Source organism: Vallitalea pronyensis (assembly GCF_018141445.1).
Lineage (GTDB): Bacteria > Bacillota > Clostridia > Lachnospirales > Vallitaleaceae > Vallitalea > Vallitalea pronyensis.
In genome coordinates, this window is sequence record NZ_CP058649.1 from 291,033 (window position 1) to 315,675 (window position 24,643).

Genomic DNA, 24,643 nt, shown 5'->3' on the forward strand with positions numbered 1-24,643 from the left:
TCTAATTCTGTCCTAGATATCTTTTAATTTGTTGAAATATCAAATTCATGTATATGAAATTCCTTACTATCCGTTATCCTAGCTAAGGTATGCAATATGTTTAGATTCTGGAGACCATAATGGGGTATGTACTGTAGAGATTTAATCATAACAAAACAACTCTGTCATATAAATGTCAGAGTTGTAAATTTAAAATTCTTTTATTATTTTTTAATTTATTGTTTATAACCAGCGTATTCAATGATTGTTATATGTAACCAAATAGCTTCGTCCTTAATTATTGCTGATTTCATAGAAAGCCATGTTAAACTACTTTTGTGGATTAATTTTTATATTCTCTTTAAATATTCATCAAAGTATTGATAAAATTCTCTTTTATGTCCTAAATGAACATTATGATTAGTATTTGACATTTTGTAGGCAAGGCAATTCGGAATTAGAGATTTCATCTTAAGAAAATCCTCTTCTGCTATTGCTCCTTTAATTAACAACACTAGACACTTTATGTTTGGCAAGATATGAAACCAATCTTGTCTATGTGCTAAGTAACTTGCCATAGCCTTAGAACTGAACAACATCTGATATCCTTCTAGCGTTTCTACCAAACTATTCATAAAATGTTGATACTCCAAATTTGATTCTGTAGCTTGCTTAATAAAATTCATTGCTTCGTTTAGTGTGGCAAATGGCAAGGGCCAATCTTTAGTCATTGGGTCACTGCGTTCACTTTTATCTAATAGTTTATTTGGCTCTACAGGTCCTGCCGCAGAAATATCAAGTATAGCTACTGCTTTTACATACTTAGGATATACCGCTGTTAAATATGCTACTATTGCTCCACCCATAGAATGACCTACCAAAATGACTGAATCTATTTTCAAAAAATTCAATAGTTCAATGATGTCCCCAGCCATTTCTTCAGTTGTATATTCTGATTCAGGTTTACTACTTAATCCGTGTCCCCTTTGATCTGGTGCGATAATTCTATACTGTTCTCCATAGTGTTGGATAAAGTCAGACCAAGTTTCTGCTCTTCCCCATAATCCATGAAGACAAAGAACTGTTGGTCCTTGGGTCTTTGTGTCAAAATAAAACATGTCAATACTCTTCAGCTTAGCAATATTTCTATAAATTTTTGTTTTACCCATATTATACCTCCATTTTTTAGTTAGAGTTCTAATTATAAAATTAAAAAAAAATCAATTTTAGTAATCCATATTTTTAAATACCTTCATAATCAATTGCTCCAGTTGCTCCCTCTCCTCACTACTTAGACATTTCAATGGATCGAACCGATCCATGTCCTTAGGTCCGCAAGCACCATATAAGGACTCTAGTTTTATAAGCCCGTCCTCAGTGATGGAAATCCTATATTGTCTAGCGTTTTCTGGATCTCTTTCTCTTTTGACCCAACCTTTTTTTTCTAGATTCTTTATGATTACTGTTGCTGTAGGACGGTCGCAATACAGCATTTCTGCTATTTGAAAGGGATATAAAAATGATTTCTTTTTCAATTGCTTTAAAACAAACTGTTGTTTTAAGGAGATATCATGAGGGACAAGCTCACGTTGGAGTTTCCTTGTCCATGTAAGATAGATCCTACCCAACTTGTTCATTAGATGTAGTTTTGCCATATTTTCCTCCATAATTAGAACTCTAATCATACTTTACTATTTATTACTATTTTTGTCAATATCTAATTTTAGACTTTCATCAATTTCTGTTCTTTGAATGGTCATAGTTTTCTTCACCTAAACCTTTATGATTTATTGTAACATCTTCATTTAATGTCTTTTTATTAGATTGTGTGACTTCCTCTATACTGCTGGTTTTAAGCAAATTAAAAATAGTGGCATTGGATAATTTAAAGAATTATCCATAAAATATTAGACAATATTTTCCAAACTATATTTACACATTTTTAACTACTTTTATTACCTTTTCTCAACATTTACCCATCATATTTATATTTAAGTCACATATATTTAATCGTAGAGATACATTTCTTACTACAATTATTTATATAAATCCATAAAGGAGGATAAACAAATGACCCAACCTTTAGATCCTAAGACTATCCCTAAGTATGTTAATGAACTGGAGCGACCGCCTGTATTTAAACCTGTTATTGCCACAGACCCATCCAATGATAAAGTATTGAGCCATAATTATACGGTCTTTGAAACACAATTAAAACAACAGCTTCTTCCCGATTGTTTCCCTAAAACACTTGTGTATGGCTACGAGGGCATTATTGAAGATGGTTCCTGTTTCAGCAGTACACCAGGCCCCACTTTTGAGGCTGTTCGAGGTATCCCAGTGAATGTCCAGTGGGTCAATAATCTTACGGAACCTCATTTTCTTCCCGTAGACCCAACCTTACATTGGGCAAACCCCAATAATATGCCCACACCTGAGCCACCGTTTCTTGATTTTCCACCTGGCTATCCACTGGCGCAGAGTCCTGTACCTGTAACAACCCACTTGCACGGAGGAGAGGTTCGCTCCGATTCAGATGGGGGGCCAGAATCGTGGTTTACCGCTGGTGAGCAGCAGGTAGGTCCTGACTTCCTAAAATCCCGCTATACATATCCCAATCAGCAAGAACCTACTACCTTATGGTATCATTCTCATGCATTGGGTATTACACGACTTAATGTTGTTGCAGGACTTGCTGGATTCTACTTGTTAAGAGATCCTCATAATCCTATAGAACCACTGCTTCCAAGTGGACCATATGAAGTGCCTATTGTTATACAAGACCGTTCATTTAATGAGGATGGTTCCTTATTATTCCCAAACGTAGGTGTTAACCCTCAAGTTCATCCTTATTGGGTGAATGATTTTATTGGGGACACCATTATGGTCAACGGTAAAGTATGGCCTAATTTTAATGTTAAGAGACGACAATATCGGTTTAGATTCCTTAATGGATCCAATTCCCGTTTCTATAACCTCAAATTATCAAATGGACAGTCCTTTATTCAGATTGGTTCTGATGGTGGCTTTTTGCCATTCCCTGTTACGTTAACAGAAGTTCTCATTGCACCAGCAGAGCGTGTGGATATTTTAATTGATTTCTCAAAAGAATGCGCCGGTACTAAAATTATCGTTACCAATGATGCCATTGCGCCTTTCCCTGGTGGCGATCCACCTGACCCAGATACCACTGGACAGATTATGCAGTTCACTGTACTTGATACACCATCCGTACCACCAATGCCTCTTCCACCTATATTGAATGAAATCCCCACATTGATTCCAGATGTCCCCAAAAAAATCTTAACACTCAATGTGGTATTAAATAATGGCAATGGACCTCTTGAATTACTATTGGATGGACAAAAGTGGGCTTCTCCCATCTCAGAGCTGCCCATCGTAGGTTCCACTGTGGAGTGGGAAGTTCCTAACTTGACACGAGCTACTCATCCTGTTCATATACACCTTATTCAGTTCCAAATCGTTAATCGTCAACTCTTTGATTCGGATAAATACTTAGAAGATTGGTTAAGTATTAATGGAGAGCCCCCTCTTCAACACCCAACCATACCATTACCTGTAGAGCCATACCTTATAGGTGACCCCATTGAACCGGATTTGAATGAGCAGGGGTGGAAAGATACCATACGGATGAACCCAAGTGAAATCACGAGGATTAGACTTCGTTTCACACCACAAGATGTACCCTCAGGGGATTCAAAACCTGGTGTTAATTTATTCCCATTTGATCCTACATTCGGTCCTGGCTATGTATGGCACTGCCATATCATCGATCATGAAGATAATGAAATGATGCGGCCAATGAAGGTTGTATCTTGTCCTATTGTTGAAAGTAATCCTCAAACCTGTTGTCAGGTTGTTGTGGAGGGGAATACTCAGTTGGTACCACCTGCATTAAACAGTGCACCTGTTTGTCAAAGCAAGACTGTCTTTGCTGACATTGAAAAAGTATGCCCAGAGAAAGTATTTATCAGTGGTTTCCTTCGTAAAACACTGTGTTACACAGCAGTTCTAGATTGTGGAACCAAAAAAGAACATATTCTTACAGATGATCTTCCTTTCCATTGCGTCATTGACAGGGAAGATGCTAATGAGAACGACTCGTTCATGGTGACAGGTTCAACGGTGCTATGTGAAGTGTATGGAAAAACCCAGAATTTCGGCATACATCCTGTAACCAATGACCAAGTAGCCTATAAATTTGTTGAAAAAGACATCGTCAAGGTCTGCATTAGAAAAAGTTGTATACATCATTAAAACTGTAAATAAAACGCTTCAATAGGATAAAAAGGCTACATATATGTTCAGCATATATGTAGCCTAATATTCTAATTAAATCACATCTAAACTTCAATATAACGACGATAACGGTCATAACGCTTGTTAATGAGTTCATCTTGACTGAGTGTTCCTAATTCACCCAAAGCCTGCATCAAATAATCCTGCAACATTTCACTAATTTCATCCAAACTATTATGCGCACCGCCATTCGGTTCCTCAATTATTTTCTCAATAATACCAAGCTCTAACAAATCATCGGCCGTAATCTTCATGACCTCAGCAGCTTCTTGAGCCCGCTTACTATCTTTCCACAAAATACTAGCAAAACCTTCAGGGGACAAAATAGAGTAGATCGCATTCTCAAGCATCCATACTTGATCGGATACAGCAACCGCTAAGGCACCTCCACTACCACCTTCACCAATGACGATGGATATAATGGGTACTTTTAGCATGGACATCTCATAGAGATTCCTCGCAATGGCTTCTCCCTGTCCTCTTTCCTCTGCACCGATACCACAATGAGCTCCTGGCGTATCTACGAAACATATAATCGGACGTCTAAACTTCTCTGCCTGCTTCATTAAGCGCAATGCCTTACGATAACCTTCTGGATGGGGCATCCCAAAATTACGATCGATATTTTCTTTCGTGGTTCTCCCCTTCTGTTGTCCTATAACTGTAACCGGCATACCGTTTAGTTTCCCAATACCACCTATAATGGCTTGATCATCACCATATAACCGATCACCATGAAGCTCTATAAAATCATCAAAAATCAAATGAATATAATCTTCTGCCGTTGGTCGTTCAGCCATTCTAACAAGCTGAACCTTATCCCATGGATTCATATCTGACACCTCTATTTCCTCTATCTTATTTTCAACTCATAGACAAAACGCCTACATGAAGTATTCGCCTATTATCAAAATAACTTGATTCTATACCTATCCAAGTATCCCTTATCTATTATTAAGTGATTAACATGACACATCTACATGGAAAGATAATAACTGATGCAATGTATCCTTCATGTCACTTCGCTTGACAATTTTATCGATGTAACCATGCTCCAACAAAAACTCAGCTCGCTGAAAACCATCGGGTAACTTCTGCTTAATGGTCTGCTCAATCACACGTGCACCAGCAAAACCAATCAAGGTACCCGGTTCTGCCAAAATGATATCCCCAAGCATAGCAAAACTAGCTGTCACACCACCTGTAGTAGGATCTGTTAATACCGTTATGTATAACAATCCCTCTTCACCATGTCGAGCAAGGGCTGCCGATGTCTTAGCCATCTGCATAAGGGAGACAATTCCCTCCTGCATCCTCGCACCACCAGAAGCAGTAAAAATAATTAACGGTAAACGTTTCTTCGTAGCATGTTCAATAGCCCTGGTAATTTTCTCTCCAACAACCTGCCCCATACTTCCCATCATAAAACGGCTATCCATCACCGCAATGACAGCTCTGATGCCATGGATATCCCCTTCACCGGTTACAACACCCTCTTCTAATCCAGTCTTCTCTTGTAGAGCAAGAATTTTCTCTGAATACCCTGGAAAATCAAGCACATTGACCGTCTCACAACAAGTATCCAATTCCTCAAAAGTATGCTCATCTATAATCTGATCAATGCGAACACCACTGCTCATACGAAAATGCTGCCCACAGCTGGTACAGACATAGTCACTTTCCATCAACGCATCACGATAAATAATCTCACTACAATGGGTACACTTCACCCACTTACCCGATGGCACAGAAGGCTCTGGCATTCTTCGCTTCTGACTCTCTTTAATACTCTCTGGTTCAGACACGATTGTTTTTTGCAATTTAATATATCGTTTTTTCTTAAATAACTCACGCATAACATTATTTCTCCTTTTACAAATCTTACACCATACTCTATCTCAATCTCATAACATTCATTAAAATCTTGTCATCAATACATATAAAATAATTGTACCATATAAAACTTACAAAAAATAGTAAAAGGTAATATTTGCAAAGGGACACGGAGTTCTAAGTTTAAACATTGTTGAGCATATAACAATTTTTAAATCAAATATTACCCTTTACTATTCCTTGTCATTTGTATTTCAAAATTCATACCATCTATTTTAGGTACCAAGTATCACTTTTTGACGTCCAAACTTCTTCATTTCTTATACAACTCTTATACAACCAAAATTACTCCATATAGTCCTTGTATAACCAATCATCATAATTTCCCTAATCAACATACATGGCACTACCCTCCGCCAACGTAGCCCCAGTAGATGATAGGCTATCCAAAAAGGTGATTTTTAAATGGTTGGTAAGAAACACTTAGCGAATGGAAATCCATATTTCGTTAAGAACCTTAATTGTCTGACCGCAGGGAGTTTTAAGGTTTAGAAATATTGACTGTAATGAGCTTAGTGTTTCTCCAACCATTTAACATGAACCATTTTTGTATAGCCTATCATCTACGCCGTCTTGCACACTAAATCCCATACAACAAATCCCACAGACTCAGCCTAAAAACATCCACAAAACTACTTTTCCAGCTACACAACCTACAAATATAAATCAAAAACTACCATCACAATACCATACTCTTCTCAATAAAAGACGTATCATACTCACCCTTCACAAACTTCGGATGATTAATCAATGTATACTGAAAATCAAGATTCGTCTTAATACCTTTCACAATAAATTCACCCACAGCACTGTTTAACTTAGCAATGGCCTTCTCTCGATTCTCATCAAACACAATCAACTTAGCAATCATAGAATCATAATAAGGGGGTATGCTATACCCTGCATAAATAGCACTATCTACCCGAATATCCTTACCACTTGGCATATGCAAGAAATCAATCATACCTGGTGAAGGTCGAAATCCTTTTGACGGGTCTTCTGCATTGATACGGCATTCAATAGCATGCCCTTGAATCTTAACATCTTCTTGGGTATAACCTAACGGCTCGCCATAAGCAATACGAATCTGTTCCTTAATCAAATCAATACCTGTCACCATTTCTGTTACGGGATGTTCCACCTGAATCCTGGTGTTCATCTCGATAAAATAAAATTCTCCACTTGCACTCAATAAAAACTCCACTGTACCTGCATTACGATATTGAATGGCTTTAGCAGCTTTTACTGCTGCATCACCCATGGCTGTACGAAGTTCATCATCAATAGCCGCAGAAGGGGATTCCTCTAGAACCTTCTGATGCCTTCTCTGCATGGAACAGTCTCGTTCTCCCAGATGTACCGTATTACCATAGTTATCAGCCAATATCTGAAACTCAATATGACGAGGGTTTTCCACATACTTCTCAATATACATGGTATCATCACCAAAAGCATTACGCGCTTCTGAACTTGCCGTTTCAAAAGAATGCACCAATTCATCAGAGTTTCTCGCAATACGCATACCTCTACCACCACCACCAGCAGACGCTTTGATAATGACAGGGTAACCAATAGACGCTGCTACCTCAAGTCCTTCTTCCACATGACTAACAGCACCTTCTGAGCCAGGTACAACAGGAATATGATGGGCAATCATGGTCTCTCTTGCCTGAGATTTATTCCCCATCTTATCCATCATATCTCCAGTAGGTCCAATAAAGGTAATGTTGCATTCTTCACATACGGAAGAAAAGTGACTATTCTCCGATAAAAATCCAAACCCAGGATGGATGGCATTAGCACCTGTAATAATAGCGGCACTGATGATTCTTTTTATATCCAAATAACTATCTTTTGCCGTCGCCTTACCAATACATATGGCTTCGTCAGCAAGCTGCGTATGTAGCGCTTCCTTATCCGCTTCCGAATAGATGGCAACGGTCTCTATACCCATTTCGCGACAAGCTCTTATAATTCTTACAGCAATCTCGCCACGATTAGCGATTAATATTTTATGGAACATTTTTTTACCTCCTAAAAGGCAGATTTACTTAACAATAAATGTTAGCTCTCCGACAGCAGCAACTTCACCATCCACAGAAGCAACTGCCTTACCAATGCCAACGGGTCCTTTGCGTTTAATAATATCAATTTCTAATTGTAATACATCTCCTGGTAAAACCTTACGTTTAAACTTGGTGCCATTAATACCGCCAAAATAAGCTGTTTTACCTTTGTTGCCTTCTTCACTTAGTATAATGACTGCTCCCACTTGAGCCAATGCCTCAACAATAAGAGCACCAGGCATGACTGGCTCATCAGGAAAATGTCCTGCAAAGAAGTATTCATTCATGGTTACATTCTTATAACCAACCGCACGTTTCCCTTCTTCCAATTCCGTGATTTTATCCACAAATAAAAAAGGATAACGGTGTGGTATGATTTCTTGAATTTGCATGATATCGAGCATCTTTATAATCCTTCCTTTTTTCAATTTCCTACTGAAATGATTTATATCCAATGATGATTTCACAATACTGTCTTCACCTTGTGTCTATTATTGAGCCTTAAGTTTAAAAAGTGGTTGACCGTATTCCACAGGTTCTTCATTCTTAACTAGAATCTCAACAACCTGCCCGGATACCTCTGCGTCAATATCATTCATTAACTTCATGGCCTCAATGATACAAAGAGTAGCACCTTCCGTCACTTGGTCACCCACTTTTACAAAGTCTTCTGCTTCTGGACTTTTAGCACTGTAAAAGGTACCTACCATCGGTGACTCAACCACAAAAAGATTTTCATCTGCTTCAAGCTCATTGGTGGTTACCTGACTACCTGGTTCCACGCTGACTTGCTGTATGACAGGTTGTATACTTGGTACAGGTTGAACATCTGCATCACCTGTTGAAGCAACTACCTTGGGATACTCTTTTCGAATGGTTATCTTAAAATCTTCTTCTTCAATATCTATACGTGTTAATTTCTTTTCATCCACTAACTCAATTAACTCTTTTATCTGTTCAAATTTCATTTTACTCACATCCTTTACACTTACCTTGACGCCCTCCAACCTACTGATAAAACACGAAGGGCTTTTACCAACATAATTCCCCAAGAAGAACCTTATTAAACCTAATGCCTATAAATCTACTCTTAATCGTCGTAACGGCTAACAACTAAAGTTGCGTTATGACCTCCGAAACCTAAGGAATTGGAGATGGCGTATTTCACATCCAGCTTACGGCCTTTTACAGGTATATAATCAAGGTCACATTCTTCATCAGGGGTTGTATAACCTGCTGTTGGATGGACAAAACTCTCTTCAATGGATTTAACACAAGCTACCATTTCTACTGCTCCTGCCGCACCAAGTAAGTGTCCAATCATGGACTTGGTTGAGCTAATGGGAATCTTGTAAGCATGATCACCAAAGGTTTTTTTAATGGCTGCCGTTTCCAGACGGTCATTATAAGGTGTACTTGTTCCATGGGCATTAATGTAGGACACTTCTTCTGGCTTAATGCCTGCATCTTTTAAGGCTAATGTCATGGCTCGAGCACCCCCTTCACCACCTGGTGCTGGTGAGGTTATGTGGTATGCATCACATGAAGCACCGTAGCCAATTATTTCGGCTAAAATATTGGCTCCACGAGCTTTTGCATGTTCTAATTCTTCTAATATAAGGACACCTGCTCCTTCACCCATCACAAAACCATCTCTGTTCTTATCAAATGGTCTTGAAGCTGTGGCAGGATCGTCATTTTCACTAAGGGCTGTCAAAGCAGTAAAGCCGGCTACGCCTAGGGGTACAATACAACTTTCTGTTCCACCAGCAACCATCACATCCGCATCACCATATTGGATAATACGTGTCGCATCACCAATGGAATTGGTTCCTGATGCACAGGCTGTAACGATATTGGTACAAGTACCTTGAAGACCGAATTGAATGGCTACGTTACCAGCTGCCATATTGGTTATTACGGTAGGGATAAACATGGGTGCAACTTTGTTTGGTCCTTTTGACTCCAGCTTGAGACTTTCTTTTGCTATTCTATCAAGTCCACCAATACCTGTGCTGACAATCACACCTATCCGTTCCCTATTAGCTGTTTCAAGGTCAATACCTGATTGATCAAGGGCTTGTTTAGTCGCTGCAATAGCAAAATGAGAAAAGCGGTCCATGCGTTTTGCTTTTTTCTTATCCATGTATTCTTTTGGGTCAAAATCTTTGACTTCACCTGCTACCGTTGAGCGGTAGTCTTTTGTGTCGAATGTGGATATTTTGCTGATACCACTATTCCCAGCTTTTAGATTTCCCCAATATTCCTCTACTGAATTACCTACTGGTGAAATAACACCTAAACCAGTAACAACAACTCTTCTCTTCATGATTACCTTCCTTTCGTTCTAAACAACCATACCACCATCAACATTGATGACTTGACCGGTAATATAGCTTGCTTTTTCAGAAGCTAAAAAGGCTACTGTCTGTGCTACTTCTTCCGGTCTACCAATGCGATGCATAGGTATATTGTTTAAAATCTGTTCTTTTACACTGTCAGTTAATATCTCTGTCATGTCACTCTCAATAAATCCAGGTGCAACGGCATTAACGGTAATCCCTCTTGTTGCCATTTCCTTAGCCATGGATTTGGTTAATCCAATAATACCCGCTTTTGAAGCTGCATAATTGGCTTGCCCCATGTTACCCACTTGACCAATAACAGATGAAATATTAATAATACGTCCACTACGCTGTTTTAGCATCATGCGATTCACGTGTTTAATGCAATTAAAAGTTCCTTTTAAATTCACACGTATGACATCATCGAATTCTGCCTCTGTCATCTTAAGCATTAACATATCTTTTGTAATACCGGCGTTGTTCACTAACACATCCAAACGCCCATAGTCTTTTTTAATCTGTTGTATTAACTGTTCTGCTTCTTCAAAAGAGCTGACATCTGCTTTATAGGCTTTTCCTTGTCCGCCATTTTCAACGATACCACTAACGACTTCATCAGCTTCTTTTTCACTGCTTCTATAATTAACAGCTACCACAAAGCCTTCTTTTGCTAACTGTGCAGCAATGGCTTTACCAATACCTCGGCTGGCACCTGTCACTAATGCAACTTTTTGCTCCATTGCATTCATCCTTTCTTTGTATAGGATTATATATCTAAGATTCTAATGGCCTTTTCCAGAGACTTAATGTCTTGAATATTAAGGATCTGCTTGGATTTATCAATTTTCTTTACAAACCCTGATAAACTTTTACCAGGACCAATTTCTATAAAAGTCTCCACACCATCATCAATCATGTTTTTAATGGTTTCTTCCCATCTAACCGGTGACACCACTTGTTTGGTTAATAAAGTTTTGATATCTTGGCTATCCTCAACAAGCTCCCCAGTCACATTGGTTATGTAAGGGGTTTTAATATCATTAAGTGCTATTTCTTCCAGTTCTTCACTTAATCGATTGGCTGCGTCCCTTAACATTGGTGTATGGAATGGCCCACTGACATTCAGTTTCAGTACACGTCTTGCACCTGCTTCTTCTAATTTACTGCAAGCTTCATTAAGGGCTTCTACCTCACCGGCAATTACAATCTGACCTGGACAATTATAATTAGCAGGCATAACGATGCCATCGATATCACCACAGATATCCTCAACAACTTCTGGTGTTAAGCCAAGAACAGCTGCCATGGACCCTTTACCGTCTGGTACAGCCTCTTCCATAAACTTACCTCTTTTTCGCACAAGCTTTACAGCTTCTTTGAAATCAAGTACATCACCTGCAACAAGGGCACTGTATTCACCTAAGCTTAACCCAGCCATCACGTCTGCTTCAATACCATGTTCCTTAACGGCTTCCAAAATCGCCATGGTGGTGGTTAGAATAGCAGGCTGTGTGTATTCTGTCTGATTTAATTTATCTTCTTCTTCGTAACATAGTGATTCAACATCCATATCTAAAGCTTCACTTGCCATCGTGAATATCTGTTTACTGTTTTTATATAAACTTGCCACATCACGACCCATACCAAGGTATTGAGCCCCTTGACCAGGAAATAAAAATGCTGTTTTTCCCATGACTTACATCCTTTCATTCACACCTGAACTATATACATTGACCTACTCGGTTTATGACTTCTTGTGTATGTGCCATCATTTCTTCAATGATTTCCTCACACGTTTGCTCTTTGTTTACCATCCCTGCTATCTGACCTGCCATAATTGAACCATTGGCTACATCACCATCAAATACAGCTAATTGCAGGGTACCTTTTCCTAATTCTTCAAGCTCTTCAATAGAAGCTCCTTCTTTTTCAAGCTGTAAGAACTTTCTCGTGAGTTTATTTTTGAGGGTACGCACAGGATGCCCTGTTGGTTTACCCGTAACTTTTGTATCAATATCTTTAGCTGCTAGAACCTTATGCTTGTAATTTTCATGAATAATACATTCCTTTGCTACTAAAAAACGTGTGCCAATCTGGAAAGCATCGGCTCCTAATACCTTAGCAGCAGCCACACCTCTGCCATCACCTATACCTCCAGCTGCAATAACTGGAATGTTAACGGCGTCAACCACTTGAGGCAATAGTGCCATGGTGGTTAATTCACCCACATGACCACCTGACTCACAACCTTCAGCAATAACAGCATCCACACCAGCTCTTTCCATACGCTTTGCAAGAGCTACAGAAGGCACAACAGGGATTACCTTAATGTTATGAGCCTTCCACATATCCAGATATTTACCTGGATTACCTGCTCCAGTTGTTACAACAGCCACCCCTTCTTCACAGACCATATGAGCTACTTCTTCTGCATAAGGACTCAGTAACATAATATTAACACCAAAAGGTTTATCCGTTAGTGCCTTGGCTTTTTTTATTTCGTTCCTAACCACATCAACGGGAGCATTACCTGCTGCAATAATGCCAAGACCGCCAGCATTGGATACAGCAGCTACTAACTTATGTTCAGCAATCCATGCCATGCCGCCTTGAAGTATGGGGTACTTTATATTTAACATCTCACATATCCTGGACTCCACCTGTCTTCACTCCTTAAAATATAAGGGCTGCCCCATAATACTTTTTTACGTTAGAAATAGCGGCCTATAATTGCTTATGCCTACAGACCACTACCATGAAACATAATAGCCATCAAAGTATTATGAGATAGCCCCATACAGTTTTAATATTTAATTATTTGCCACGTAATTAAGGGCATCTTGCACTGTAATTACGGAAGGTAAGTCTTCGTTTTTAATTTCAACGCCTGACTCTTCTTCAATAGCCATCACAAGCTCAAATAAATCTAATGAGTCAGCACCTAAATCGTCTATAAATTTCGCTTCTAATGTCACTTCATTTTCCTCTACATCTAATTGCTCCACTACGATTTCTTTCATTTTTTCAAAATCCATTTTTTGTTCCTCCTAGATATTCTTTCACTATTTTTTTGGAGTATACTTACTCCGTCTATGGGAGAATCCTTGACCTTCTTATCATCAATCAATTCTCATAATGAAGAAATTTCCCTTTGTTATATGCTCTTCTTTGAAACTTCCTCATACTTAACACTATTAACAATTTATAAGGTAATCATACCTGCTCCATACGTTAAGCCGCCACCAAAACCTGCAATAACAATCTTGTGACCTTTCTTAAGAATGCCTTTTCTTATCATTTCATCTAATACAATGGGCACACTTGCCGCAGATGTGTTACCATAGGATTGTATGTTGCTATATATTTTATCTTTGTCTATTTTCAAACGTTTAGCCACAGAATCAAGTATCCTCATATTGGCTTGATGTAAAACAAAATGATCAATGTCTTCAAATGTATAGGGAGACTGTTCTATTACTTTTTTTATAGCATTTGGCACATATGTGCATACAAATTTATAGACCTCTTGACCATTCATACGTATATAAGGATCTACCTTTTGATTGGTATAGGGGTTAACAAAATCTCTTGAACCACATACAAGATGTTCACTAAGGCTACCTAATGATCGGCAGTAAAAGTTATCAATGCCCACTTCTTCAGATTCACTGATAATAGCAGCTCCAGATCCATCACCAAATAAAACACATGTACTTCTGTCTTCCCAATCGGTTAAACGGGATAATACTTCTGTTCCTATAACTAATGCTTTCTTTGCCATACCCATTTTAATATAAGCAGTGGCTGTGTTAAGTGCATATACAAAACCAGAACAAGCAGCATTCATATCAAAACACATTGCATCATGAGCACCAATATCTCTCTGAACTTCACAGGCTGCAGACGGTGTACAGTGATCAGAACATATGGTTGCTACAATAATTAAATCAATTTCATCAGGTGTTATGCCAGATGAAGCGATAGCACGTTTTGCAGCTTCTACAGATAGACTAACAGTACCTTCACCCGTACTTATTCTTCTATTTTTAATGCCTGTTCGGCTGCTAATCCATTCATCGCTGGTATCAACAAAGGAGGATAAATCTTTATTCGATACAATGTTGTCAGGGGTGTAGCTGCCTGTTCCAATGATTCTAACATTTTTCATATCATATCTCCTAATTAGTTTGCATTACAAATACTTTGATAGTCAAAGTATATAGGAATTTAGTCGGATTGTCAAGAAATTATTGAGAATTTTCCCAAATCCTTTAATGGAAGTTTAATGATTTTTTAATTTTACTACCTTGCATTCAAAGGTAGTGTATGCTATACTTAAATTATTCCACTATATTGTAATACACAGTAGCTAATAAAACAAGTTACATAATCATGTCATAATTTGGACCTATCGTCCATAGCATCTATAGGCACATCTATAAGATAGATTAAACCAAAAAATGAAAGGTGATGAGGTACATGAACTAAAACTTATTTATCAATCATACCATAACTTATTCAGGAAGTGAAGCCTAGAAATGAAGCGTTATCCTTCCAGATGCATAAGCCAACAATGATGTTGGTTTTAAAAAGAAGACAGTACCTTGTATTAATAGGTAGCATGTGTTATATTATAATCAATAAGACATTTTAGCAAACAAATGCCATATGGCAGTAAGAATATATGTTTATAGACTAGACGTATATTAGGAGGTTAATATATGAACATACAGTTCAAAAAAGGTGTTTTAGAACTTTGCGTATTATCTTTACTCTCACGAGATGATTATTATGGATACGAGCTAGTTAAGCAGATATCTAATAATGTAAGAATATCAGAAGGAACCATCTATCCATTGCTTAGGCGATTAACCAAAGAAAATTATTTTGAGACTTATCTGAAAGAATCTACAGAAGGTCCACCAAGAAAGTATTATACTCTAACCAAAAAAGGGCATGAGGCAAAAGAATTACTCGGTCATGAGTGGTATGATTTTGTATCACGAGTTAATTCTTTAATTGAGGAGGAAGATAGTTGTGAATAAGAATGAATACTTAAGCAAGTTGGATGCTTTGCTTACAGTTCTTACCTACGATGAGCGAAAAGATATCATGTACGATTATGAAGAACATTTTAAAGCAGGATTAGCTGATGGTAAGACAGAAGAAGATATCGCCAACGAATTGGGTGATCCCCAAACTTTGGCAGCTCAATACATCACGTACCCAACACCATATAACCCACCAAAAGAAGACGAAAAACCTGAGGAACCATCACCCACAGAAGAACCACCTAGATATAACAGGTATCAACAGCGTTCCTATGAATGGGATGATAACGTGTCAGTAGGCAAAACGGTTGCACTTGTATCCCTGACCATTATCTTCGGATTAGGTATCTATATTGGTATATGGGGCGTTATTATTGGATTCTATGGTGTAGGCATTGGAACAAGTGTGGCAGCTTTGGTTATCTTTTTAGAAACATTAACCGGGCAATTATTTCCCTATGTATCTCATCCATTCCAAGTGACCATGTTTCAACCCCTTGGGATTTTGACGTCTATTTTCTTAGGCAGTTTATCCGGTCTTGTTTTTATAGGTACGGTTAAACTAACAAAGCTATATGTTCGCTTGACGAAGAACTATATTGACTGGTCCAAGCGATTTATAAGGAGGCATTAATTATGAAGAAATCAATTGCCAAACGTTTAGCTATATTTTTTACCATTACATTAACATTGTCACTTATTGGTATCATCAGTTACCTTTCAAGCAACCCAGCTGCTGCTAAAATATATTTTACGAGAAACATAAATCATTATAATCGGTCACATATGAACTTTGACTGGCTGGATTATATACCTTTTGTCAATGATGATCTCAAGGATTTTGTTCAAGATGAGGTTAATGATGCCATTCACGAAGGAATTGATATCGCCAAACAGCAAAAAGATAACTGGAAAGATTGGAGCAACAATTGGAGAGATAGCATGAATTCATGGAAGAGTAGTATGGATTCATGGAAAGACAATTGGAAATGGAATAATAACCTACCAAAGTATACAAAAGTAGGGGACACCATTGTGGATCATATCTCTTCTGAAGGTATTCATAAGATGGAAATCGTCACGGATATATCCGAGCTTCATTTTGTAGAAGAAAACAGAGAGGATATTCAAGTGGAGTATATCTATACAAAACCCGACACATCTAGTGTTTTTCTATCTTATGACGTTGAAGTTAAAGGTGATACACTACGGATTGAACAACATATTAAAACCAATAATTATATTGGAAGCCTTGAGAACTATCAGAATGATATTATTATTCATGTACCTGAAGATTTTGTGGTAAATGAATTAGCATACTATAATGATTTAGGTAGGGTTAAAGATAATGCATTTTACTCCAAAGTTGAAGAATTAAATATCCATGCAAACTTAGGTAGTATTGACATTCGTTTATCCAATGAAGTGGATAATGTGAAACTAACCGCATCTGCGGGTGATATTGTCCTAGATAACGATGCAGAAATTGATAACTTATACATGCTTGCTAATGCTGGTAAGATTCGTCTTAATCATGGGGGTCATATCCGTACTCTAATTATGGATGCTGATATGGGTACTATTACTGTTGATGCTGATGGTGTCGTTGATAACTGTACTCTTGATGCCAACATGGGTCACATTGATGCTACCTTTAAAAAAGAAGTGGATGGATTTATCATTAACTGTGCCATGGGTAATATCGACCTTAAGTTATATGATAACGATGATGCGGTCATCAATTCTAAGGTAGGCATGGGTAATATTTCTTCTGATTTTGCCAAAGGCAGCAGTAAGGATTATATTGTTGATTGTGCCATGGGTAATATTACCATTAAAAAGCGATAGTACTGGGCTGTATCATCCAGCAATAGTACGTTGATTACCGTTATAAAACCCCTAACTTGGTTCATTGCCAAGTTAGGGGTTTTCATATGTGAAAATTATCTATGTGTAGGCTTAAATAATCCATTCTTTGTTTATAGAAATATCATAAAACTATAGACGTAGATTTATCTTTTCTATATAATATTCATGTACCTATTATTTGTTTTTAAGCATGATATCGATCATGTTGTTAAAATTAACGTTGATTTTTAACAATATAACCGCCTTATGCATATATGATATATATAAGCATAAGCAATACATATTAATCAGGGGGATTATTATGAAATATATACCGAATATTCTAACCATCATACGATTAATTTTGGTGCCACTATTTCCTATTGTCTTTTTTTCACAAATGGAAAATGCACATTTTTATGCCTTAATCATATTTTTGGTTGCTAGTTTGACAGACTTCTTGGATGGGTATCTTGCAAGAAAGTACAATGTGGTTTCTATCATTGGTATTGTTCTGGATCCTTTAGCCGATAAATTAATGTTAATGACAACACTGGGCTGTCTCTATATCTCTGAATATATTCCTATCGGCGTCTTAATCATTATCCTTATAAAAGAAACCTCCCTTGTTCTATCGGGTATCTTCTTATACTTTAAGAAAGAAAAGACGGTTATACCATCTAATAAATTTGGTAAAATGGCCACGGTTGTTTTTTCTCTTGCCATTGTCTTGACAATTATATTTCCCAATTCCATTGCCAGTATTACCACTGTGATCGTTGCTCTTTTCTTAGAACTGATTGCCCTTTCAAGCTATGTGAATCACTATTTTAGAAACATTAAAAACCAAACAGTATAAGTATTTTATAAGAATGCTGGCTTATACCTGTAACTTCTTTGTCATTAGATGTTATAAGGTTAATCCAGCTTTTATTTAATGGATCATCTTCTTTTCTAGGCAGAAAAAGTCCTACCCAAAAGGTAGGACTAATTATATTATTTTATTGTAAATAAAAGGGGGGATAGTTTCCACTTATAATATAGCATGTTTATGTGTTCGTTTGATGTCAACGAGATTACAATTCTATTACATATTATCCTTCTATTTCAACAATCCAATACCCATACTCACCAGCCTTGGTCTTGGTATCTGCACAACAAATAAACTCTTTAAATCCATAGAAATAAGCAGCAACACGATCTTTTGGATGATATATACCTGGCACACCTAGATAAAAACGGGGTTGACTATCATAGGTTTCTTTATCCCTACCTAATATAAGGTGTTTATACCGTTTATACCCATTAAGTAAAAAGGTATTATTGGTCAGCATCCATGTATCCATTGGAAAATAGATAATATCAGCGGGTTCTATCCTTACCCACTCCTTGTTTGAATCTTCTTTCTCAAAGGGATTCATTTTGGGGTAATCACGGAATATATTTTTATGTATTTCCTCTAATTCTTTTGGTTCAAAATGTTTTTTAATGATATCAAAGGTCTGATTGCCCATATCGTTTATTTCAATAGATTCTTTTGCATTGTAGGTGTGATCCGAATAATAAGGAGAGGCATCTTTTTCGTGACTACCTAAAGACGCTTCTTTTTCATTCATGGAGTGAGGTATAACAGGTTCTTGTACAAAAGGCTTTTCTTCTGCATTAAATTCAGGTGTAAAAGAAGTCATATGCTCATCATGATAAGGGTCCATAGGCCTCTCATCTACATGATTTTCTTGAATGGGTTTATCGGCTAATACTTTAGCTCTAGGTGTATCCTCCTTCTGTTGTTTCGTCTTAGCTTCCTGAACTTCTTGTCTAACGGGCTCTGTGGGTGTATACGTTTTCTTCGTGTCACTGGTATGCACGTATTGCTTCCATGAGGGATTTGCATCTTTTATATATCCAATAAGAGGGAATATAGGATGGCGCCTATTATCCAGACTGGCAATAGCTATAATTGAAAAATCATCTATACCATAACCTGAACCGGCAACATTACCAGAATCTACGCTGATATTAAGTGTACCACTGTGTTGATCATCTATATCCATGACACCTAGATTAATGATTTGGGTAGCATCAGAATCTGTTTTGATCAGTTGTGCCCGGTATACGTTATGAGCGTTTTCTAAGTGATTCACATTTAATTTAATTCGACTCTTTTTTCCTCTTGTTTCTAGTTTACAATAGCCATAAGGTCCCCTGCTCTGCGTTGTAAATCCTCGTTCCTCTTCTTTTAAATCAATAATCTGACGGTTATAACTTTGCACAATAAAAACCCCCTTTTTTACTATTATATTGATGGTAGGGGGTTTTTAGCACAGGATAACGTATAAGTTTTAGCTTATTTCTATGAATGCCTTTCATATAATGCATTGGCTAATGCTGCAAAAGCTTCTAAACTTAATGCTTCTCCTCTTATATTGATCTGAAGTCCAATACTTTCAATGGCTTCTTTTAATCGTTCTTTATCATACATATCTTTTAGATGATTGTATAAGCTGTTTATGAGGGTTTTACGGCGTTGTCCAAAAGAAGCTCGAATGAGACGAAACATCAGTTTTTCATCTTTTACATCAACGGGTTTTGAGGTATGCCCCGTAAGGCGAATAACCGCTGACCCGATCTTGGGTCTTGGCATAAAACAATTGGGCGGCACGTTGGCTACAATATAAGGCTTACTATAATACTGCACCGCTAGTGAAAGGGCTCCAAAATCCTTGGTACCTGGATCTGCCTTCATACGGTCAGCCACTTCTTTTTGCACCATGACGGTGATTGATTCTACAGGAACATGGCTTTCAAATAAACCCATAATAATGGGTGTGGTGATATAATAAGGCAGATTAGCTACCACTTTTATGGGTTTCCCGTTATTGGTTTCTTTAGCCAGTTTAACCAAATCAACTTTTAACACGTCTTCATTCAGGATGGTTATGTTATCATATGCGCTCAGGGTGTCTTCCAAGATGGGTATAAGCTGTTGATCAATCTCAATGGCTATTACCTGCTTAGCATGTTCCGCAAGCTCTTGGGTCAAACTGCCTATCCCTGGCCCAATTTCAATCACCACATCATCTTTCGTGATATGGGACGCCTCTATGATTTTATTCAATACATGCCTGTCCACCAAAAAATTCTGACCAAATTTCTTTTGAAAGGCAAAACCATAGGTGGATATAATTTCCTTTGTTTTTTTTGGAGTAGCAATACGTTCAATCATCGTCTATTTTTTTAACTCCTCTTCACATTGTTGCAGTCAATGTGTCTATTTTATGTTTTAATTGTATCAAAAATATTAAAAAAAGATGAAAAATTAATTAATTTTTCGATATTTTAGTAAAAATTTACATTTTATTCTTTAAAAATAAAACCTTTGATGTTAAAATGGAAGGAGGACATGCTTATTCCTTACCTTGAAAAACCTTGTTCAACTTATACGGCTTTATTGTTCATTACGATTAACCTTCATAGGACTACTTAGCGACTTCTTGTTTAACCTAAGCGTAAACCTTTACATATTTCATTTAAATCAGCAGGAAGAGGTTATCATGGATAACTTTTCCTACCCAACAAAATGAAGCGAGGTGCTTGCTATGTGTCGTACAGAAATTATGGAACAAGTAAACGAGGGTTTTATATCTATAATAAATCAAATGAAAACCAAGCAAACCGTTGACACCGAAATCATGAAAATATCCAAAGAACTTGATATATTACTGGATAGGTTATTGGATAACCTAAATAACCATGACAAACAAAAGGGCAAGGCCACATAGAAAACCCTCCTATGCAGCTTAACCCCTATTCTACCTATACAGATGACTGCATGCCAAATAACTTGCATGCATTAACATTGGTACACTGAATCACTTCAAGGGCTGTAAGCCCTTTTATTTTGCCTATTTCTTCAGCAATATACTTAAGATTTCTAGAATCGTTTCTCTTGCCACGATGAGGTACAGGTGCCATATAAGGCGAATCTGTCTCGATCAGTAAGTGATCAATGGCTATATGTTTAACCACTTCTTTGAGCTTCGCGGCATTTTTAAAGGTAATGACACCACCGATACCAATATAAAAACCATTTTCTACATATGCTCTAGCCATGGGTAGGCTTCCTGAATAACAATGTATAACACCGCCTACCATTTTAGCATCCGTTTCATCCAGTATATCAAAGGTGTCCTGAGCTGCATCTCTACTATGAATAATGACTGGCAAGTTTATCTCTTTAGCTAATTCAACTTGTTTTCTAAACCATAGCCTTTGCGCTTCTTTTGGTGAAAAATCATAATAATAATCCAAGCCAATCTCACCAATTGCAACAATCTTATCATACGCTGCTAAGTTTTTAATAACTTCTAAATCTTCTTCTTTCATATCCTTTACATCATGAGGATGAACACCTACCGCTCCATAGATGTAATCATATTGCTTGGCCAAATCTACGGTTACATGAGCTGACGGTATATCTGCCGCTACATTCAGGACATACTGAATGCCCTCCTTTGGTAACTGTGCTAACAGCTGGTGTCTGTCCTCATCAAACCGTTTATCATCGTAATGGGCATGACTTTCAAATATCATTTTGTTCACTCCAACCTATTTTACAACAGCACCACTGTTGATATCACCATCAACAGACGCTATGACAAGATTTTTTTTATGGGAAGCTGCCAAAATCATGCCTTCTGATAAGACACCACGAAGCTTGACAGGTTTTAAGTTGGTCACAACCACCACTTTTTTGCCAATCATCTCACCTGGTGTATAATGCTTAGCAATGCCTGATACGATTTGGCGAATCTCTTTACCAATCTTAATTTTAGACACTAATAATTTATCAGCACCTTCAACTGGCTGACACTCCATCACTTCACCAACTTTGAGTTCCACTTTTGCAAAATCGTCGATGGTGATGTAGTTGTCATCATCTACTTCTTTTGGTTCTTCTTGTCCTGCTTTTTGCGCTTCTTCCAGTGCTTCTAACTCTTTATTCATATCAATTCTAGGGAAGATAATATTCCCCGGTTTAACATGTATTTTTTTAGGCAACATGCCCCACTTCTCAAGACTATCCCACGTAGCAAGTTCTGCTTGTTCTATACCTAACTGCTCCCGTATAATCTTAGGTGTATTGGGCATAAATGGTTCAATAAGAATGGCAATCATACGGAGGTTTTCTGCTAGATGATACAGCACATTTGCTAAGACATCTTTTTCTGTTTCATCCTTTGCCAAGATCCAAGGTCTTGTTTCATCAATATATTTATTGGTTCTTCGAACCAAATTCCAGATTTCATTAAGGGCATTACTGAATAACATGCCTTCCATAACATCTTCAACTTTTGCAACTGTATCACGTGCAACTTTTTTTAGATCATCATCAAATGCCGTTCCTTTGAAATCTGTAGGGAAATCGTCACCAAAATATTTATGAATCATGGCCACTGTTCGAGAAACTAAGTTACCAAGATCATTGGCAAGATCTGCATTAATACGTTTTATCAATACTTCATTGGTAAAATTACCATCTTGTCCAAATGCGATTTCCCGCATAAGGAAATAGCGAATGGCATCGGAACTATAACGTTCCACTAAGATTTTTGGGTCCACAACATTGCCCTTTGATTTGGACATCTTACCACCATCAATGACAAGCCATCCATGCCCAAATACCTGCTTAGGCAGTGGAACATTAAGTGCCATGAGCATAGCCGGCCATATAATCGTATGAAAACGAACAATCTCTTTTCCTACAAGATGCACATCTGCTGGCCAGTATTTCGTGAATTTCTCATCATTATCTGTTAAATAACCAAGGGCTGAGATATAATTGGATAACGCATCCAGCCATACATAAACCACATGCCCCTTATCAAATTCTACAGGAATACCCCATTCAAAAGAGGTTCTTGATACACACAAGTCTTCAAGACCTGGACGTAAAAAGTTATTCAGCATTTCATTCTGTCGGGTCTTTGGCTGAATAAAATCATCGTTTTCTTCAATGTGGGCAATTAATTTGTCTTGATACTTGGATAATTTGAAGAAATAAGCTTCTTCTTTAATCTTATCCACAGGTCGTCCACAGTCTGGACACTTCCCGTCTTTTAACTGTATTTCTGTATAGAAGGATTCACATGGGGTACAGTACCATCCTTCGTATGCATCCTTGTAAATATCACCTTTGTCGTACAATTCTTTGAAGATTTTTTGTACTGTTAATTCATGTTCTTTATCGGTTGTACGAATGAATTTATCGTAGGATATATCCATTGTTTTCCACAGATCCTTTATCCAATCCACAATGTTATCCACATATGCTTTTGGGGTTGTCCCCTTTTCCATGGCTACCTTCTCAATTTTCTGTCCATGTTCGTCCGTACCCGTTAAAAACATGACATCATAGCCTCGCATGCGTTTATACCTTGACATTGTATCTGCCGCTACGGTTGTATAGGAATGACCAATGTGTAATTTATCACTTGGATAATAGATTGGTGTTGTAATATAATATGGTTTCTTACCCATGAAAATCCTCCGTTCATTATTAGAATGATAAAACCCTATGATTTATGCTTATCCTTAGTCTTATCGTTATGATATATTATATAGTTATAACCAAAAAAAAGCAAAGTATTTTTCCTAGGTGCCTTTCCTAAGATGGCTTTTTATCTGTTTAGCACTATTTCCCTCATCATGGATGCTAATAATGTTTGTATACAATATTTGAGTTATCAGTACTTTCCTTTCAATGCCCACTTGGGTAACAAATATTGATTGTTCTGTACGTATGCATATAAATTCAGCCCATCCCTCTAAAACTATCCATAACAGTTAATCTTTTATATAGTAGATATTTAAATATCCATATATTCTAAGATTATAGTTAATATAATAAGTTAACCAATGAATTTACTGTTCATATATAGATAGATGTAGCATTATACTATACATCGTTTAATAACAGTAATTCATAATCATACATCTAAATAATTATACTGGTGATTGGGATGATACTTGCACTTTTATTCCCTTTTGTATTAGTAAAAGATGTGTAATTAGCCTATTTTTTTATTGGCAATGTGGATAGTCTGAATATTGTAATAAAGGTATTTATCACTATAAATGT

21 protein-coding genes and 1 pseudogene are annotated in these 24,643 nt (G+C 37.3%); 6 read left to right on the forward strand and 16 right to left on the reverse strand.

Annotation, left to right across the window (positions count from 1 at the left end; translation table 11 throughout):
• Window positions 1-329 precede the first annotated feature (329 nt).
• The gene (locus HZI73_RS01220) at window positions 330-1,148 is read right to left on the reverse strand and encodes an alpha/beta fold hydrolase (protein ID WP_212696458.1); all 819 of its coding nucleotides are present in this window, start codon (window positions 1,146-1,148) and stop codon (window positions 330-332) included.
• A 57-nt stretch (window positions 1,149-1,205) separates the two neighbouring features.
• A complete protein-coding gene (locus HZI73_RS01225; protein WP_212696459.1) occupies window positions 1,206-1,634 on the reverse strand; it encodes a MarR family winged helix-turn-helix transcriptional regulator in 429 nt (142 codons plus the stop codon).
• 415 nt (window positions 1,635-2,049) lie between these two features.
• Between HZI73_RS01225 and HZI73_RS01230 the strand changes: the two genes are divergently transcribed.
• Window positions 2,050-4,257 (forward strand): multicopper oxidase family protein, encoded by a 2,208-nt coding sequence (locus HZI73_RS01230; RefSeq protein ID WP_212696460.1) that lies wholly within the window; start codon window positions 2,050-2,052, stop codon window positions 4,255-4,257.
• An 86-nt stretch (window positions 4,258-4,343) separates the two neighbouring features.
• Here HZI73_RS01230 and HZI73_RS26805 read toward each other — a convergent pair.
• From HZI73_RS26805 to HZI73_RS01285, 10 genes and pseudogenes are all read right to left on the reverse strand, one after another.
• Window positions 4,344-6,062, reverse strand: a pseudogene (locus tag HZI73_RS26805) (acetyl-CoA carboxylase carboxyltransferase subunit alpha).
• 809 nt (window positions 6,063-6,871) lie between these two features.
• Window positions 6,872-8,215: an acetyl-CoA carboxylase biotin carboxylase subunit gene (locus HZI73_RS01245; RefSeq protein ID WP_212696462.1), complete on the reverse strand. Its 1,344-nt coding sequence runs from the start codon at window positions 8,213-8,215 to the stop codon at window positions 6,872-6,874.
• A 24-nt stretch (window positions 8,216-8,239) separates the two neighbouring features.
• A complete protein-coding gene (fabZ, locus tag HZI73_RS01250) occupies window positions 8,240-8,662 on the reverse strand; it encodes a 3-hydroxyacyl-ACP dehydratase FabZ (RefSeq protein WP_334300211.1) in 423 nt (140 codons plus the stop codon).
• A gap of 87 nt (window positions 8,663-8,749) precedes the next feature.
• Window positions 8,750-9,226, reverse strand: coding sequence for an acetyl-CoA carboxylase biotin carboxyl carrier protein (gene accB / locus HZI73_RS01255; RefSeq protein ID WP_246552503.1), 477 nt, complete (start codon window positions 9,224-9,226; stop codon window positions 8,750-8,752).
• 122 nt (window positions 9,227-9,348) lie between these two features.
• Window positions 9,349-10,587, reverse strand: coding sequence for a beta-ketoacyl-ACP synthase II (gene fabF, locus HZI73_RS01260; RefSeq protein WP_212696464.1), 1,239 nt, complete (start codon window positions 10,585-10,587; stop codon window positions 9,349-9,351).
• A gap of 18 nt (window positions 10,588-10,605) precedes the next feature.
• Window positions 10,606-11,343, reverse strand: coding sequence for a 3-oxoacyl-[acyl-carrier-protein] reductase (gene fabG, locus HZI73_RS01265; RefSeq protein ID WP_212696465.1), 738 nt, complete (start codon window positions 11,341-11,343; stop codon window positions 10,606-10,608).
• A gap of 26 nt (window positions 11,344-11,369) precedes the next feature.
• Window positions 11,370-12,296 carry an ACP S-malonyltransferase gene (gene fabD, locus HZI73_RS01270; RefSeq protein ID WP_212696466.1) on the reverse strand — a complete coding sequence of 309 codons (927 nt, stop codon included), beginning with the start codon at window positions 12,294-12,296 and terminating at the stop codon, window positions 11,370-11,372.
• A 28-nt stretch (window positions 12,297-12,324) separates the two neighbouring features.
• On the reverse strand, window positions 12,325-13,263 hold the full coding sequence (gene fabK / locus HZI73_RS01275; RefSeq protein WP_212696467.1) for an enoyl-[acyl-carrier-protein] reductase FabK: 939 nt from the start codon (window positions 13,261-13,263) through the stop codon (window positions 12,325-12,327).
• Between the two features lie 150 nt (window positions 13,264-13,413).
• The gene (acpP, locus tag HZI73_RS01280; RefSeq protein ID WP_212696468.1) at window positions 13,414-13,638 is read right to left on the reverse strand and encodes an acyl carrier protein; all 225 of its coding nucleotides are present in this window, start codon (window positions 13,636-13,638) and stop codon (window positions 13,414-13,416) included.
• Between the two features lie 167 nt (window positions 13,639-13,805).
• Window positions 13,806-14,771 (reverse strand): beta-ketoacyl-ACP synthase III, encoded by a 966-nt coding sequence (locus tag HZI73_RS01285; RefSeq protein WP_212696469.1) that lies wholly within the window; start codon window positions 14,769-14,771, stop codon window positions 13,806-13,808.
• Between the two features lie 553 nt (window positions 14,772-15,324).
• Between HZI73_RS01285 and HZI73_RS01290 the strand changes: the two genes are divergently transcribed.
• From HZI73_RS01290 to pgsA, 4 genes are all read left to right on the forward strand, one after another.
• Complete coding sequence (locus HZI73_RS01290; RefSeq protein ID WP_212696470.1) at window positions 15,325-15,648, forward strand: PadR family transcriptional regulator; 324 nt, start codon at window positions 15,325-15,327, stop codon at window positions 15,646-15,648.
• On the forward strand, window positions 15,641-16,288 hold the full coding sequence (locus tag HZI73_RS01295; RefSeq protein ID WP_212696471.1) for a DUF1700 domain-containing protein: 648 nt from the start codon (window positions 15,641-15,643) through the stop codon (window positions 16,286-16,288). The genes HZI73_RS01290 and HZI73_RS01295 overlap by 8 nt, the downstream gene beginning before the upstream one ends.
• Window positions 16,289-16,290: 2 nt before the next feature.
• Complete coding sequence (locus HZI73_RS01300; RefSeq protein WP_212696472.1) at window positions 16,291-17,502, forward strand: DUF4097 family beta strand repeat-containing protein; 1,212 nt, start codon at window positions 16,291-16,293, stop codon at window positions 17,500-17,502.
• Between the two features lie 322 nt (window positions 17,503-17,824).
• A complete protein-coding gene (pgsA, locus tag HZI73_RS01305; RefSeq protein ID WP_212696473.1) occupies window positions 17,825-18,361 on the forward strand; it encodes a CDP-diacylglycerol--glycerol-3-phosphate 3-phosphatidyltransferase in 537 nt (178 codons plus the stop codon).
• 235 nt (window positions 18,362-18,596) lie between these two features.
• On the opposite strand, the gene HZI73_RS01310 is transcribed toward pgsA, so the two are convergent.
• Together HZI73_RS01310 and rsmA are read right to left on the reverse strand one after the other, a co-directional pair.
• Window positions 18,597-19,775, reverse strand: a complete 1,179-nt coding sequence (locus HZI73_RS01310) for a DUF6128 domain-containing protein (protein ID WP_212696474.1) — start codon at window positions 19,773-19,775, stop codon at window positions 18,597-18,599.
• Window positions 19,776-19,855: 80 nt separating this feature from the next.
• Window positions 19,856-20,728, reverse strand: a complete 873-nt coding sequence (gene rsmA, locus HZI73_RS01315) for a 16S rRNA (adenine(1518)-N(6)/adenine(1519)-N(6))-dimethyltransferase RsmA (protein WP_281418844.1) — start codon at window positions 20,726-20,728, stop codon at window positions 19,856-19,858.
• Between the two features lie 433 nt (window positions 20,729-21,161).
• Here rsmA and HZI73_RS26610 point away from each other — a divergent pair, with 433 nt between their 5' ends.
• Window positions 21,162-21,284: a hypothetical protein gene (locus HZI73_RS26610; RefSeq protein WP_281418845.1), complete on the forward strand. Its 123-nt coding sequence runs from the start codon at window positions 21,162-21,164 to the stop codon at window positions 21,282-21,284.
• A 34-nt stretch (window positions 21,285-21,318) separates the two neighbouring features.
• Here the strand turns inward: HZI73_RS26610 and HZI73_RS01320 are convergent, their stop codons facing one another.
• Both HZI73_RS01320 and metG read right to left on the reverse strand, forming a co-directional pair.
• Window positions 21,319-22,095, reverse strand: a complete 777-nt coding sequence (locus tag HZI73_RS01320) for a TatD family hydrolase (protein WP_212698670.1) — start codon at window positions 22,093-22,095, stop codon at window positions 21,319-21,321.
• Between the two features lie 15 nt (window positions 22,096-22,110).
• Window positions 22,111-24,081 (reverse strand): methionine--tRNA ligase, encoded by a 1,971-nt coding sequence (metG, locus tag HZI73_RS01325; RefSeq protein WP_281418889.1) that lies wholly within the window; start codon window positions 24,079-24,081, stop codon window positions 22,111-22,113.
• Between the last annotated feature and the right edge of the window lie 562 nt (window positions 24,082-24,643).

Coding starts and splice junctions, on each gene's coding strand:
- HZI73_RS01220 (WP_212696458.1), bottom strand. CDS start 1,148: ATGGGTAAAACAAAAATTTATAGAAATATTGCTAAGCTGAAGAGTATT.
- HZI73_RS01225 (WP_212696459.1), bottom strand. CDS start 1,634: ATGGCAAAACTACATCTAATGAACAAGTTGGGTAGGATCTATCTTACA.
- HZI73_RS01230 (WP_212696460.1), top strand. CDS start 2,050: ATGACCCAACCTTTAGATCCTAAGACTATCCCTAAGTATGTTAATGAA.
- HZI73_RS01245 (WP_212696462.1), bottom strand. CDS start 8,215: ATGTTCCATAAAATATTAATCGCTAATCGTGGCGAGATTGCTGTAAGA.
- fabZ (WP_334300211.1), bottom strand. CDS start 8,662: ATGCTCGATATCATGCAAATTCAAGAAATCATACCACACCGTTATCCT.
- accB (WP_246552503.1), bottom strand. CDS start 9,226: ATGAAATTTGAACAGATAAAAGAGTTAATTGAGTTAGTGGATGAAAAG.
- fabF (WP_212696464.1), bottom strand. CDS start 10,587: ATGAAGAGAAGAGTTGTTGTTACTGGTTTAGGTGTTATTTCACCAGTA.
- fabG (WP_212696465.1), bottom strand. CDS start 11,343: ATGGAGCAAAAAGTTGCATTAGTGACAGGTGCCAGCCGAGGTATTGGT.
- fabD (WP_212696466.1), bottom strand. CDS start 12,296: ATGGGAAAAACAGCATTTTTATTTCCTGGTCAAGGGGCTCAATACCTT.
- acpP (WP_212696468.1), bottom strand. CDS start 13,638: ATGGATTTTGAAAAAATGAAAGAAATCGTAGTGGAGCAATTAGATGTA.
- HZI73_RS01285 (WP_212696469.1), bottom strand. CDS start 14,771: ATGAAAAATGTTAGAATCATTGGAACAGGCAGCTACACCCCTGACAAC.
- HZI73_RS01290 (WP_212696470.1), top strand. CDS start 15,325: ATGAACATACAGTTCAAAAAAGGTGTTTTAGAACTTTGCGTATTATCT.
- HZI73_RS01300 (WP_212696472.1), top strand. CDS start 16,291: ATGAAGAAATCAATTGCCAAACGTTTAGCTATATTTTTTACCATTACA.
- pgsA (WP_212696473.1), top strand. CDS start 17,825: ATGAAATATATACCGAATATTCTAACCATCATACGATTAATTTTGGTG.
- rsmA (WP_281418844.1), bottom strand. CDS start 20,728: ATGATTGAACGTATTGCTACTCCAAAAAAAACAAAGGAAATTATATCC.
- HZI73_RS26610 (WP_281418845.1), top strand. CDS start 21,162: ATGAAAACCAAGCAAACCGTTGACACCGAAATCATGAAAATATCCAAA.
- HZI73_RS01320 (WP_212698670.1), bottom strand. CDS start 22,095: ATGATATTTGAAAGTCATGCCCATTACGATGATAAACGGTTTGATGAG.